Source organism: Tsukamurella strandjordii, from assembly GCF_039525985.1.
In the GTDB taxonomy this organism is placed as follows: Bacteria; Actinomycetota; Actinomycetes; order Mycobacteriales; family Mycobacteriaceae; genus Tsukamurella; species Tsukamurella strandjordii.
In genome coordinates, this window is sequence record NZ_BAAAII010000004.1 from 351249 (window position 1) to 364065 (window position 12817).

The window sequence follows — 12817 nt, forward strand, 5'->3', positions numbered from 1 at the left end:
CCGTCACACCGCCCAGGTGTGCACCGGCTCCCCCTCGTGCATCAGCTCGACGTAATCGGCGAGCATGCCGCGCAGGGCGCGTTCGCGGGTCTCGCCCGCGGCCTCGCGGGCGGCGACGGCGGCCCGCTGCCACGACGATCCGGTCTGCCGCTGCACGCACCGTCCCTCCAGCAGCGTGAGGTACCGGTCCCGCGACCGCGAGCCCACCCCGTAGGCCTTGAGGCCCTCGTCGACCAGCGGCAGTAGGCGGCGCAAGACCAGCTCGTCGGGGCGGATCCACCCCACGTTCGGCCAGTACAGGCCCGCATCGAAGCCGTCGCGGGCCCCGGAGTGCAGGTTCTCGGTGGCGGCGTCGAAGCTCATCTGCGTCCAGATCGGGCGGTCGGCCTCGACCAGCGCACGCACCATCCCGTAGTAGAAGGCGGCGTTCGCCATCGTGTCCACCACCGTGGGCCCCGCGGGGAGCACCCGGTTCTCCACCCGCAGGTGCGCATGGCCGTCGACCACGTCGTACACCGGACGGTTCCATCGGTACACGGTGCCGTTGTGCATCCGCAGCTCCGGCAGCTCGGGCGCCTCGCCCCGGTCGACCACCTCCAGCGGGTCGACATCGGTGCACACCGGGAGCAGCGCCGGGAAGTAGCGGGTGTTCTCCTCGAACAGGTCGAAGGTGGAGGTGATCCACCGCTCCCCGAACCACACCCGCGGCCGCACCCCCTGATTGCGCAACTCGATCGGCCGGGTGTCGGTGGCCTGCTCGAACAACGGGATCCGCGACTCGTGCCACAGCGCCTTCCCCGCCAGGAAGGGCGAGTTCGCCGCGATCGCCACCTGCACGCCCGCGATCGCCTGCGCCGCGTTCCAATGGGCGGCGAAATCCTCCGGCGCCACCCGCAGGTGCAGCTGCAGCGAGGTGCACGCCGCCTCGGGAAGGATCGTGTCCGAGGTGATGTCGAGGCGCTCGCCCACGATCGCCCCCGGCATCGGCGCGCCCTCGATATCGATCTCGATGTCCTCGCCGCGGGCCGCGAAGACCTGTTCGTTGAGCAGGTCGTAGCGCGGGTTCGCCGAGAACCACTGCTTCGCGAAATGCTCCTCACCGAGCGTGGGCAGCATGCCGATCATCACCAGATGCGAACCGGAGGCGCGGGCCCGTTCATCGGCGCGATTCAACGACGCGCGCAGTGAATCCTCGAGGCTGATCGTGTGCTGATCGACGAAGGGGCGCGGCGCTACATTGATCTCGATGTTGAACTGACCCAATTCGGTCTGGAAATCGGGATCGGCAATGGCGTCGAGCGCCTCCGCATTGGCCATCGCCGGCTCCATGCCGTCGTCGACCAGATTGAGCTCCACCTCCATGCCGAGCAGCGGCTCCGGGGGCGCACCGTCGTCCGTGAACAGGCCCTCGGCCAGCATGCGGGCGATCGCATCGGTCCCGCGCTGCACCTGCCGGCGGAACCGCATCCGGTCCTCGCGCGTGAACACCCTGGCGTCGACATCGGCTCCCATGCCCGAAGCCTGACAGAACCCGTGGGCCCGCCGGGGGAGAACCGGGCGAGAAATGGTGATCCGGCCGACACCTATTCGCAATTGCAAGCGCTGGTTTACAGTGCAGGCGGATAACCATTCGCGCTGACGCAATTCATGAGTCGGTGCAACGAAATTCAGGAGTTCTCGTGCGTTCTCTGCGTACCACCCTCGCCGCGGGCACGGCCGTCGCCGCCCTGATCGCTCCCCTCGCCGTGGCCCAGGCCGCGCCGGGCGACAAGCCGACGACGCCCGTCGAGCAGCTGCTGCTCGGGGAGGGCGAATTCCCCGCCGGCTACGAGATAATGCCCTTCTCCGTGGCCGAGAAGCTCGACATCGTGGCACCGCTGAGCCAGTTCGCCAGCCGCGTGAAGGTGACGCCCGCCGAGTGCGCGCCCAAGGTGACGCCCGCGCTGCAGGACAAGGCCACCAACCTGCCCATGATCAGCGCCTTCAACGAGCAGATGTCCACCGGTCTGGTGGAGGTGCTCTCCACCGAGCAGGCCGCGCTCAGCCGCACCACGCTGCAGAACTGCAGCGACGTCAAGGTCGAGCTCGAACCCACCGCGCAGCTCCCCGCCAAGGCGGTCATCAACATCAAACTGTCGCTCACGCAGGTGCCCGGCCAGCCGGCCGGCGCGACCGTGATCTCGACCCAGGGCACCGGCACCGTGGTCGTGGCGGGCAAAGATGGAAAGCCCGGCCGTGAGCGCAAGGTGAACGTGAACCAGCTCGAGGGCGTGGCGCAGGTGCGCGGCTACACGGTGGTGGTCACCGCGTCCGGCTCGCAGGGCGGGCGCCTGGACCGCGCCGGATTCGCCCAGGCGCTCACCAAGGCCACCGCGAAGGTCCGCGACGCCCGCTGACGTGGGCGCACGGGACCCCGATGCCGGATCGGTATCGGGGCCCTTCGTGGTGGTGCATTTCGGGTGTTAGATTTCTTAACGTCGCTCACAGCTTTCACACCCACCCGGAGGGAACCCCCATGCACGCACTCCGACGGGCCGCCGTCGTCGTCGCCGCTCTGGCGCTCGCCGCCCCGGCGGGCATCGCCCAGGCCGCACCGGCCCCCGGCAAGCCCACCACCCCGGCCGCCCAGCTGCTGCTCACCCAGGCCGAATTCCCGGCCGGGTACGAGGTGAAGCCGGTGTCCTCGAAGGAGCTCGCCAGCATCCTGCGCGATGTGGGAGACGGCCTCACCAAGGCCAAGGTCACGCCCGCGCAGTGCGCGCCCGTGATCGACCGGGGCGCCTTCGAGCGCGCCGGCAACCAGCCGATCGTCGTGGGCGTCAACGAGGCCAAGAAGTCCGCGATCTCCGAGGTGCTCTCCGAGGGCGGCGACATCAACAAGGCGCTGGCCAACCCGCCCGGCTGTGACAACGTCCGGGTGGAGATGAACGACATCGCCGGCACCAGGGACAAGCTGGTCATGGACGTCTCGTCGTCGCCCGTGACGCTGCCCGGCGCCCCCGCCGGCAGCAAGGCCGTGCTCGCGAAGTCCACCGGCACCGTGACCGTGGACGGCAAGACCAAGCCGATCAAGCAGGAGCAGCTGCTCGCCGGCACGACCGCCCGCGGCTACGCCGTGCTGATCACCGGCGCCGGCGCGGGCGCCAACCCGGTCGCCGACCGCGGCGACGTCGCCAAGGCCCTCACCGCCGCGGTGAACAAGGTGAACGCCGCGCGCTAGAGCCGCAGCAGCGGCAGCAGGTGGGCCACCTCGCCCGCCCGCAGGCCGCTGGCCTGCACCGACGCCGCCTCGGTGGCATCGTCGAAATCGAGCAGACCGGTGGCCAGCCGGAGCCAGACCCGCGGCACGCACTCGACCACGTTCGGGGGCGTGCCGCGGGTGTGCCGCGGACCGTCGATGCACTGCACCGCGACGAAGGGCGGCACCCGGACCTCCACCGAACCGCCCGGCGCGTCCTGCGCGAGGGTGCGCGCGGTGCTCCGCACGGCCGCCGCGACCGCGGCCCGCGGCGGCTGCGGCGCATCGTCGTTCTCGATCCAATCCCGCACCGCCAGCACCGCCGCCCGCGTCTGCGCGGGGTCGATCTTGTTCCCCATGGCGCAAAACCTACTCGTCGATTCGATTCGGGGCCTTCGCACCCGTAGAATCGGAAGCGGCCCGCCCCAGCCAGCCTCAGGAGTCGCCGTGCAGCAGCTTCCGCTTACCGTCGTCGAGCAGGACCAGGACGAGCAGGAGCCCCGCGAGGAATGCGGAGTCTTCGGCGTCTGGGCCACCGGCGAGGACGTCGCCAAACTCTCCTACTACGGCCTCTACGCCCTGCAGCACCGCGGCCAGGAGGCCGCCGGCATCGCGGTGGGCGACGGCCAGCAGGTGCTGGTCTTCAAGGATCTCGGCCTGGTGAGCCAGGTCTTCGACGAGCAGACGCTGAGCTCGATGCCCGGCCACGTGGCCATCGGCCACTGCCGCTACTCCACCACCGGCTCCACCACGTGGGAGAACAGCCAGCCGATCTTCCGCACCACCAACGCCGGCAACGGCGTGGCGCTCGGGCACAACGGCAACCTCGTGAACACCGCCGAGCTCGCCCAGCGCGCCGCCGACCTGGGCATCTCCGGACGCAACCCCGGCAACGCCGCCTCCTCGGACTCCGATGTGGTGGGCGCCCTGCTCGCGCACGCCGCCGCGGACCGCACGCTGGAGCAGGCCGCGATGGAGCTGCTGCCCACGCTGAAGGGCGCCTTCTGCCTCACCTTCATGGACGAGCACACGCTGTACGCGGCGCGCGACCCGCACGGCGTGCGCCCGCTCTCGCTCGGCCGCCTCGACCGCGGCTGGGTGGTGGCCTCCGAGACCGCGGCCTTCGACATCGTGGGCGCCTCATTCGTGCGCGACATCGAGCCGGGTGAGCTGCTGGCCATCGACGAGGACGGTGTGCGGTCCACCAAGTTCGCCGAGCCCACACCGAAGACCTGCATCTTCGAGTACGTCTACCTGGCCCGCCCCGACTCGGTGATCCACGGCCGCTCGGTGCACTCGACCCGCGTCGACATCGGTCGCCGCCTGGCCCGCGAGCACCCCGCCGAGGGTGATCTGGTGATCCCGGTGCCCGAGTCGGGTACCCCCGCCGCGGTGGGCTACGCCCAGGAATCGGGCATCCCCTACGGCCAGGGCCTGATGAAGAACGCCTATGTGGGCCGCACCTTCATCCAGCCCAGCCAGACCATCCGCCAACTCGGCATCCGGCTCAAGCTGAACCCGCTGCGCGAGGTGATTCGCGGCAAGCGCCTTGTGGTGGTGGACGATTCGATCGTCCGCGGCAACACCCAGCGCGCTCTGATCCGGATGCTCCGCGAGGCCGGCGCCGCCGAGATCCACGTGCGCATCGCCTCGTCGCCGGTGAAGTGGCCGTGCTTCTACGGCATCGACTTCGCCTCCCCGGCCGAGCTGATCGCCAACGGCGGCGGCGCCGACTCCATGGAGGCCATGGTCGAATCGGTGCGGGCCGCGATCGGCGCCGACAGCCTGGGCTACATCTCGCTGGACGAGATGACCGCCGCCACCGAACACGAGGGCAGCCAGATGTGCCGCGCCTGCTTCGACGGCGAGTACCCCATCGCTCTGCCCGAGTCCACGTCGATGGGCAAGGCCGTGCTGGAGAACATGCTCAAGTCGGGCTCGCCCGACGGTGACCCGCTGCGCGCGGAGAACGACAACGCCTCGGCGCTGCGGCGGCCGTAATCCGGCGGGGGCTGGCGGGCTCGGAGTCCGGTAGCCTATGACCCCGTGACGGATTCCATTAACCAGCCGCCGCAGGGCGCCTCGTACGCCGCCGCCGGAGTCGACATCGAGGCCGGTGACCGCGCCGTCGAGCTGTTCAAGCCGCACGCCAAGCGCGCCACCCGCCCGGAGGTCATGGGCGGTCTCGGCGGCTTCGCCGGCCTGTTCGCCCTGAAGAAGTACCGCGAGCCCGTGCTGGCCGCCTCCACCGACGGTGTGGGCACCAAGATCGCCGTCGCGCAGGCCATGGGCAAGCACGACACCGTGGGCATCGACCTGGTGGCCATGGTGGTCGACGATCTCGTGGTGACCGGCGCCGAGCCGCTGTTCCTGCAGGACTACATCGCCGTGGGCAAGGTGGTCCCGGAGGTCGTCGCCGAGTTGGTCGGCGGCATCGCCGAGGGCTGCGTGCGCGCCGGCTGCGCCCTGCTGGGCGGCGAGACCGCCGAGCATCCCGGCCTGATGGGCGAGGGCGAGTACGACCTGTCCGCGACCGGCGTGGGCGTCGTCGAGGCCGATGAGGTGCTCGGCCCCGACAACGTGCGCGCGGGCGACGTGGTGATCGCCATGAAGAGCTCCGGCCTGCACAGCAACGGCTACAGCCTGGCCCGCAAGGTGCTCCTGGAGTGGGGCCACATGGATCTCGGTGGCTACGTCGAGGAGTTCGGCCGCACCCTGGGCGAGGAGCTGCTCGAGCCCACCGCGATCTACGCTCTGGACTGCCTGCGGCTCACCCAGGAGACCCAGGTCCGCACCTTCTGCCATGTGACCGGCGGCGGCCTGGAGGCCAACCTGGCGCGCGTGATCCCGGACGGCCTGGTGGCCGACCTCGACCGCAACACGTGGAGCCCGTCGGCCGTCTTCGCCCTGATCGCGCAGCGCGGCCGGGTGGAGCAGGCCGAGATGGAGAAGACCTTCAACATGGGCGTGGGCATGGTCGCGATCGTGGCGCCCGAGGACGTCGATCGCGCTCTGGCCGTGCTCACGGCACGCCACATCGACAGCTGGGTGCTGGGGTCGATCAAGAAGTCCAGCCAGGACGGCGGGGCTGCGCCCGGCGGTGCCGTGCTGAGCGGCTCACATCCGAAGTTCTAGCGCACAACGTCGAGGGAACCGCGACCCGATCCGGGTTGCGGTTCCCTTCGGCGTTCAGGGTGTGAGCGGAGGTGGCGCGCCTCAGGCGCGGCGCCACTCCTCTTCGCGGTACGGCTCGCCTGCGACATCGCTCCACTCGGGGTGAGAGGCGAGTACATCAGCCTCGTCGTGCCCGCCACCCGCCAGCTCGTCTTGCAGCCTCTTCAGGTCGGTGCTCGGCGTGCTGTACTTCAGCTCCCGTGCCACCTTGGTCTGCTTCGCCTTTGCTCGGCCGCGGCCCATGGGGGACCCCCTTGCGCAATGAAGGGGCGGCCAGCTACCGGATTGCCCGGCGGGTGGCGGCCCCTTTCTCCGTGTACAAATTCTTCCTGGGGTCCAGTTTAGCGTGCGATCGGCGATGCTGCTGCCGCCTGGGTGTCACTTTGCTCTATTGAGAGCCCGACGGGCGTCCCGCTCCACCTTCGGTGGCAGGTCACGGCCGGTCAGGAGGTTTTCGAGTCGCTCCGGACGTGTCGCATGGAACAGATCTCGAAGGGTGGCGCCGTGTTCGGGCACGTGCACCACGGCCACCGGGTCGCCGGCGGCCACCGGTCCCGGTGTGAGCACCCGGAAGTAGGCGCCGGTATCGCCGCGCTCGGTGAACCGCTTGAGCCAGCCGTCCTCCTTCGACCACAGCGCGAAGGTCCGGCACGGGGTGCGCGGGATGGTGGCCTCGAGTTCGAGGACCGCGCCCACCCGGAGCCGGGTGCCCACCACGAGGTCGGTGGTGGGGCCGTCCACGCGGAGGTTCTCCCCGAACCAGCCGAGCGGCAGTTCCCGGCCCAGTTCCTGCGCCCAGCGGTCGGCCTCGTGCTGCGAGTAGGCGTACACGGCCTGTTCCTCGCCGCCGTGGTGCTTGGGATCGCAGACGTGGTCGGTGAGCGGGCCCAGCGGGCCGACCTCGACGGGGCCCTCGGCGGGCCGCTTGTCGATGGCGGTGCGCTGCTCCGGTTTGCGGGGATCGAGGTGGTGCTCCTGCGCGACGACGCACACCGCGAGCACCTGCTGCATCGGCGGCGTCCCGGGGTGTGTCACCGGCCGCGCAGCCGGTCGACGGCGGACCGTCCGGCCTGATCGCCGGAATCGGCCGCCGGGGTGACGTCGGTGTCGATCGCCGCCGCGGCGCCGCCCGCGTCGAGCTTCGCATCGTCGGGGATCGACCGCTTGATCAGCGCGAGGGCGATGGGGCCGTAGTCGGCGTGCTCGACCACGGTGCCGAGCCGCCCGACGGTGCGCCCGTCGAGCGTCACCGGATCACCGGTGGAGGGCCGGGCGTCGGCGGAGCCGTCGAGGTGCAGCAGCACCAGCCGGCGCGGCGGGCGGCCGATGTTGTGCACGCGGGCGATGGTCTCCTGCCCGCGGTAGCAGCCCTTGTCGAGGTGCACGGCCGGTCCGATCCAGTTCACCTCGTGCGGGATCGTCTTGTCGTCGGTGTCGAGGCCGGCGCGGGGACGGGCGGCGGCGACCCGTCGGGCCTCGTAGGCCCAGGTGCCGGCCGGCTGCGCCCCGCCGGCCACGAGGGCGGCGACGGTGCCGGCGAGATCGTCGCGGGGCACGATGAGGTTCACCTCGTCGGGTTCGGCGCGACGGATCCCGGAGACCCCCTCGGCGACGGTGGCCGCGTCGGGGCCGACAACGGTGACCACCGCGAGGTCCGGACGGTCGCGCACCTCCACCTGCGCGCGGAAGACCATCCGCTGCAGGTAGGTCGCGAGGTCGGGGGAGAGCGGCGCCTCCTTCGGCGCGAGCGCCGCGGGCTCGGTGTCGATGTACGTGGTGCCGTCGACATCGGTGACCCAGAAGTGGTCGAGCACGCGGCCGCTGCCGTCGAGGTTGAGGTTCTGCACCGAGGCGCCGTCGGGCAGGGAAGTCAGGTGCTGGCTGGTGATCGAGTGCAGCCACGACAGCCGCTCGGGGCCGGTCAGGGTGATCACGCGGCGGTGCGATCGGTCGACCACCGCGGCGCCGCGCTCGGCGGCGCGCTGCTCCCCGAACGGGTCACCGAAATGCCAGGTCACACCGGCATCCGGGGTGTCGTCGGGATTCGCTATACCGGACGTGACATGTTCGGAATCGACCACTACTCGACTCTACGCCCGCCGCCCGGGCGGCCCGATTCCGCGTGCCCTAATCTTGCGGCCATGGCCGACGCTTCCGTGGTGGTGACCCTCGACGGCTCCGCGCACGATCCCTCGACTCCTCTGCTCTACGCCGACGATCTCGGCGCCGTCCGCGGGGACGGCTGTTTCGAGACCGTGCTCGTGCGCGGCGGGCGCCCGCTCAAGGCGCGGGCGCACCTGGACCGGCTAGCCGGGTCCGCCGCCGCGCTGGGCCTGCCGGCCCCGAACGACGGTGCCTGGTGGGCCGCGATGGAACGCGCGGCGGTGCTCTTCGCGGAGGCCGCGGGCGAGGGGGTCGACGGTGCGCTCCGCCTCGTCTACACCCGCGGGCGGGAGTCCGATCCCTCGACGCCGACCGCCTACGTCACCGTTTCGCCGGTCCCGGAGCGGGCGCTGGCGGCCCGGCGCGACGGGGTCTCGGCGATCACCCTCAATCGCGGCTACTCGACCGAGCTCGCGCAGAACGCGCCGTGGCTGCTGATGGGTGCCAAGACCCTCTCGTACGCGGTGAACATGGCGGCCACCCGGTACGCGGCGGAGCAGGGCGCCGACGACGTGATCTTCACCTCCAGCGAGGGGCGGGTCCTGGAGGCGCCGCGCGCCACCGTGGTGATCGCCCGCGGCCGCACGCTGGTGACGCCGCCCGACGAGCAAGGCATCCTGCCCGGGACCAGCGTGCGCGCGCTGTTCGACGCCGCCCACGACAAGGGCGTCGAGACCGCGATCGAGCCGCTGTTCCCCGTGGACCTGGTGATGAACGACGGGGTGTGGCTGATCTCGTCGATCACCCTGTGCGCGCGGGTGCACACCCTCAACGGTCGGGCCCTTCCCGATGCCCCGATGGACGAGACGGTGCGCTCGCTGCTGGAGTCGGGTATCGCGAACACCCCCTGAAAGATCGCTCGCGCGCGGGCTTTTGGGGATCATTCGGACAATCCCGGCATGCCCTGCGGCGGTTCCGTCACGGCGCTAGTGTCCCGTGGATGAATACGCAGGTCGCCGATCGCTCGGGCGGTAACGAACTGGGGACGAGCCTCAAGCCCCGGCACATCACGATGATCTCGATCGCGGGTGTGATCGGGGCGGGACTGTTCGTGGGCTCGGCGAACGCGATCAAACTGGCCGGTCCGGCGGTTCTCATCTCGTACGCCCTGGCCGGGCTGCTGGTGATCCTGGTGATGCGGATGCTCGGCGAGATGGCCACGGCGCAGCCGGACACCGGCTCCTTCTCGACCTACGCGGAGCGGGCCCTGGGACGCTGGGCGGGGTGCAGCATCGGGTGGCTGTACTGGCTGTTCTGGGTGCTGGTGATCCCGGTGGAGGCCACCGCCGCGGCGGTGATCATGGCGAAGGTGGTGGGCGGCCCGCAGTGGTCGTGGGCGCTGCTGGTGGTGGTGCTGCTGACGGTGACGAACCTGCTCTCGGTGGGTAACTACGGCGAGTTCGAGTTCTGGTTCGCCCTGATCAAGGTGCTGGCGATCGCCGCCTTCCTGGCGCTGGGCGTGCTCGCGATCTTCGGGTTGCTGCCCGGCTCGGGCGTGTCCGGCGTGCACCACCTCTGGGACACCGGCGGCTTCATGCCGAACGGGGCGAGCGCAGTGATCGCGGCGATGCTCACCACGATGTTCACGTTCATGGGCTCGGAGATCGTGACGATCGCCGCCGCCGAATCGCCGGAGCCGGCCAAGGGCATCACCAAGGCCGTGAACTCCGTGGTGTGGCGGATCTGCCTGTTCTACATCGGGTCGATCTTCGTGGTGGTCGCGCTGGTGCCGTGGAACTCGCTGGACTCGGCGACCGGCTCGTACCAGGCGGTGCTCCAGGGTATGAACATCCCGGCGGCCGCGGGGATCATGGACGTGGTGGTTCTGGTGGCGGTGGCCTCGTGCCTCAACAGCGCGCTCTACACGGCGTCCCGGATGCTGTACTCGCTCGCGCAGCGCGGCGACGCTCCCGCCGCCGCGGGCCGCACCACGAAGCGCGGCGTGCCCGCGGTCTCGGTGCTGGCGTCGATGCTGCTGGGCTTCCTCGCGGTGATCGGCAACTACGTGCTCCCGGAGAAGCTCTTCGGCTACCTGCTGGCGACCACCGGCGCGGTGGCGCTGTTCGTGTACCTGGTGATCGCGCTCAGTCAGATCGCTCTGCGCCGCAGGGCCACCGAGCCCTCGCCGCTGCGGATGTGGTTCTTCCCGTGGGCCACGTACGCGGTGATCGCGTTCATCGTCTTCATCATCGTGGCGATGATCGTCGATCCCAGCCAGCGCAGCGCGGTCGGCCTCTCGACCGGCCTCGCGGTGTTCGTGGTGGCGGCCAGCGTCCTGCACCAGCGCCGCATGGAGCGACGGTCCGCGGTCACCGGAGGCTGAGGGCGCCGAGCGTGTCGCCGTGGCGGTGGGTGAGATAGGTGTCCACGGTGGAGGGTGGGACCGCCGCGGTCGCGGTGACGATGGTGAGCAGGACCATGTTCTTCTCAGCTGTGACGCGTGCGTCGCGGGTGGTCGCGCCGTCGATTGTGGTGTCGGGACGCGTGCGGACGTCCGGCGGGATGACGCTCGTGGCGGCGGCACCTGCACGGGCCTCGTCGGGCAGCGCGAACAGGTACTGGGTGAGCAGTAGCTGGCCGTTCTCCGCCGAGTGCGTCGATTCCGCCGCGTTCCGGCAGCGGTACTGCGCCAGCTTCCCGGTCGCGTCGATGTCGGCGCAGGTGGCGTAGTCGACGCCACTGACCCAGGTCGCCTGCAACTGCACCGGCCCCGATCGGTAGTTCCAATCCTTGCGGCCGCCCATGTCCTGATAGAGCGCTCTTCCCGCATCGCGGCTCGCCGCGGTCGGTGACCCAGTGGGAGTGGGCACCGTTTGACCGACGCGCCACGAGGTGAAGCCGGTGGCAGCACCGATGGCTATCATCATGAGAACGATGCCGATGCAGAGCTTTCCGAGCCAATCGATGAAAACACTCGACACCGACGGCTCGTCGGTGGCCTGGACGTAGTCGTCGGTGTAGTCGTCGACTTCGCCGCCGGCGTCCGACCAGGGTGCTGCTGCCTCATCAGGTTCGGGGGTGGAAGCCGGGGCAATGTCCTCCGCTTCGGCCCACGAGGGCTCTGACTCTTCGGCCGGATCGGGCTCGTCGTAGGTCGGATTGCGGGGCCGGTGCGCGGAGACGAACGCGCCCTCCGGCTGCGGCAGATCCGAGTCGAACGATGCGCGCTCCTCATCGGGCACGCCGGGCGGTGACAATGGATTCACAGGGCTCCTCCCCAGGCACCGTGAACTGGCATCACCGCTGGGCCAGGATCACTTGCGGCCCATATTCATGGCGATCAACACGCCGTCCACACTGCCGTGATAAACGCGAAGGTATTGGCTCATCGTGGCCTCGGGTGTTGCCGCTGCTGCGGTGGCCAGTGTGACGACGAAGAAGTTGCGAACGGTCGAAATCCGGTACTTGGCCTTGGCGTACCCGGTGCGATAGGTACCGTCGAGTTCGGTCAGGTCGTGGTCTTGGTAGCCGGATTCGGCGGTCTGCGCCGCGGCCTCGTCCCGCATGGAGAAGACCACCGTGTTGAGGAACAATTGCCCGCCGTCCGCGGAGTGCACCATGTCAGCCGATTGCGTGCAGCCGAGGCGCGCGAGCTTGCCGGACCTGTCGAGCGTCCGGCAGTCGGGGTAGTCGCGGCCGGGCCGGACTAGCGTGGCCTTGAGGTCGATCGTTCGACCTCCGCCGGTCTGGAAATGTAGCCAGTCTTTGTCGCCGCCGATAGTGCTGTTCGTGACGGTGGTGATGAGCGGTTCCTTGGGCGGAGGGTCGGAAAGTCCGAAGCCGGGTCCGATGCCCATCGGCTTCGACGGGGTGGTGACCGACGGTGCGCGCCCGCTGCTCATTGCCGACGCTGCGGCTGGGCGCTCGGCGCGGTTCAGGGCGACCGCCGTCCCTACGACGATCAGCGCTATGACAACGGCCGTCGCGGCGACGACAATGCCGATCAGCGCTCCGGTGGAGCGAGCGGGCCGACTGGGTCGCGCCTGCCCAGGCTGCGGTGGCCACGGACGGTACGGCGAATCGAAGCGCTGCGGATTCATTGGACTCCCCCCGGAGACGTGATCTGTCCGGAGTGTATGCGATGGCGAACGGTTGCAGAGTGCGATCCGCGGCGTGAGGTGACTCCTGCCTCAGTGCTTGGGATAGCGCTGAGTATCTACTACTATCCGTAGTAGATACTACGAGTGGTAGTAACACGGGTCGGCAACGGCGCCGATCCGCCCCCTCGGCCCAGGGAGCGAA

General features: G+C 70.0%; 13 protein-coding genes. 6 read left to right on the forward strand and 7 right to left on the reverse strand.

Annotated features, from left to right (window positions below):
* Positions 1 to 3 precede the first annotated feature (3 nt).
* Positions 4 to 1512, reverse strand: a complete 1509-nt coding sequence (locus ABD108_RS07630) for a glutamate-cysteine ligase family protein (RefSeq protein WP_343929952.1) — start codon at positions 1510 to 1512, stop codon at positions 4 to 6.
* A gap of 167 nt (positions 1513 to 1679) precedes the next feature.
* Between ABD108_RS07630 and ABD108_RS07635 the strand changes: the two genes are divergently transcribed.
* Together ABD108_RS07635 and ABD108_RS07640 are read left to right on the forward strand one after the other, a co-directional pair.
* Complete coding sequence (locus ABD108_RS07635; protein WP_220657829.1) at positions 1680 to 2396, forward strand: hypothetical protein; 717 nt, start codon at positions 1680 to 1682, stop codon at positions 2394 to 2396.
* A gap of 119 nt (positions 2397 to 2515) precedes the next feature.
* The gene (locus tag ABD108_RS07640; protein ID WP_343929953.1) at positions 2516 to 3220 is read left to right on the forward strand and encodes a hypothetical protein; all 705 of its coding nucleotides are present in this window, start codon (positions 2516 to 2518) and stop codon (positions 3218 to 3220) included.
* Here the strand turns inward: ABD108_RS07640 and ABD108_RS07645 are convergent.
* Entirely contained in the window at positions 3217 to 3597 is a 381-nt protein-coding gene (locus tag ABD108_RS07645) for a sterol carrier family protein (protein ID WP_220657831.1), read from the reverse strand. The genes ABD108_RS07640 and ABD108_RS07645 overlap by 4 nt on opposite strands.
* On the opposite strand from ABD108_RS07645, the gene purF reads away from it, so the two are divergent.
* Positions 3596 to 5239, forward strand: coding sequence for an amidophosphoribosyltransferase (gene purF / locus ABD108_RS07650; RefSeq protein ID WP_425579768.1), 1644 nt, complete (start codon positions 3596 to 3598; stop codon positions 5237 to 5239). The genes ABD108_RS07645 and purF overlap by 2 nt on opposite strands.
* A gap of 45 nt (positions 5240 to 5284) precedes the next feature.
* Positions 5285 to 6373, forward strand: coding sequence for a phosphoribosylformylglycinamidine cyclo-ligase (gene purM / locus ABD108_RS07655; protein WP_220657833.1), 1089 nt, complete (start codon positions 5285 to 5287; stop codon positions 6371 to 6373).
* 81 nt (positions 6374 to 6454) lie between these two features.
* Here the strand turns inward: purM and ABD108_RS07660 are convergent, their stop codons facing one another.
* The 3 genes from ABD108_RS07660 to ygfZ form a co-directional block, all read right to left on the reverse strand.
* Complete coding sequence (locus ABD108_RS07660; RefSeq protein WP_220657834.1) at positions 6455 to 6655, reverse strand: DUF3073 domain-containing protein; 201 nt, start codon at positions 6653 to 6655, stop codon at positions 6455 to 6457.
* Positions 6656 to 6790: 135 nt separating this feature from the next.
* Positions 6791 to 7423 (reverse strand): MOSC domain-containing protein, encoded by a 633-nt coding sequence (locus tag ABD108_RS07665; RefSeq protein ID WP_343930085.1) that lies wholly within the window; start codon positions 7421 to 7423, stop codon positions 6791 to 6793.
* Positions 7424 to 7443: 20 nt separating this feature from the next.
* The gene (ygfZ, locus tag ABD108_RS07670; protein WP_343929954.1) at positions 7444 to 8493 is read right to left on the reverse strand and encodes a CAF17-like 4Fe-4S cluster assembly/insertion protein YgfZ; all 1050 of its coding nucleotides are present in this window, start codon (positions 8491 to 8493) and stop codon (positions 7444 to 7446) included.
* A 60-nt stretch (positions 8494 to 8553) separates the two neighbouring features.
* Here ygfZ and ABD108_RS07675 point away from each other — a divergent pair, with 60 nt between their 5' ends.
* Together ABD108_RS07675 and ABD108_RS07680 are read left to right on the forward strand one after the other, a co-directional pair.
* A complete protein-coding gene (locus ABD108_RS07675; protein ID WP_343929955.1) occupies positions 8554 to 9426 on the forward strand; it encodes an aminodeoxychorismate lyase in 873 nt (290 codons plus the stop codon).
* An 89-nt stretch (positions 9427 to 9515) separates the two neighbouring features.
* Positions 9516 to 10898: an amino acid permease gene (locus ABD108_RS07680; protein ID WP_220657838.1), complete on the forward strand. Its 1383-nt coding sequence runs from the start codon at positions 9516 to 9518 to the stop codon at positions 10896 to 10898.
* Here the strand turns inward: ABD108_RS07680 and ABD108_RS07685 are convergent.
* A complete protein-coding gene (locus ABD108_RS07685; RefSeq protein WP_343929956.1) occupies positions 10885 to 11781 on the reverse strand; it encodes a hypothetical protein in 897 nt (298 codons plus the stop codon). The two genes, ABD108_RS07680 and ABD108_RS07685, sit on opposite strands and share 14 nt — an antisense overlap.
* Positions 11782 to 11829: 48 nt before the next feature.
* The gene (locus ABD108_RS07690) at positions 11830 to 12615 is read right to left on the reverse strand and encodes a hypothetical protein (RefSeq protein ID WP_220657840.1); all 786 of its coding nucleotides are present in this window, start codon (positions 12613 to 12615) and stop codon (positions 11830 to 11832) included.
* Between the last annotated feature and the right edge of the window lie 202 nt (positions 12616 to 12817).

What these genes read in the sequence shown, in the direction of transcription:
- ABD108_RS07630 (WP_343929952.1), bottom strand. Translation starts at nt 1,512, where the DNA reads ATGGGAGCCGATGTCGACGCCAGGGTGTTCACGCGCGAGGACCGGATG.
- ABD108_RS07640 (WP_343929953.1), top strand. Translation starts at nt 2,516, where the DNA reads ATGCACGCACTCCGACGGGCCGCCGTCGTCGTCGCCGCTCTGGCGCTC.
- purF (WP_425579768.1), top strand. Translation starts at nt 3,596, where the DNA reads ATGGCGCAAAACCTACTCGTCGATTCGATTCGGGGCCTTCGCACCCGT.
- ABD108_RS07645 (WP_220657831.1), bottom strand. Translation starts at nt 3,597, where the DNA reads ATGGGGAACAAGATCGACCCCGCGCAGACGCGGGCGGCGGTGCTGGCG.
- ABD108_RS07660 (WP_220657834.1), bottom strand. Translation starts at nt 6,655, where the DNA reads ATGGGCCGCGGCCGAGCAAAGGCGAAGCAGACCAAGGTGGCACGGGAG.
- ABD108_RS07665 (WP_343930085.1), bottom strand. Translation starts at nt 7,423, where the DNA reads ATGCAGCAGGTGCTCGCGGTGTGCGTCGTCGCGCAGGAGCACCACCTC.
- ABD108_RS07675 (WP_343929955.1), top strand. Translation starts at nt 8,554, where the DNA reads ATGGCCGACGCTTCCGTGGTGGTGACCCTCGACGGCTCCGCGCACGAT.
- ABD108_RS07680 (WP_220657838.1), top strand. Translation starts at nt 9,516, where the DNA reads ATGAATACGCAGGTCGCCGATCGCTCGGGCGGTAACGAACTGGGGACG.
- ABD108_RS07690 (WP_220657840.1), bottom strand. Translation starts at nt 12,615, where the DNA reads ATGAATCCGCAGCGCTTCGATTCGCCGTACCGTCCGTGGCCACCGCAG.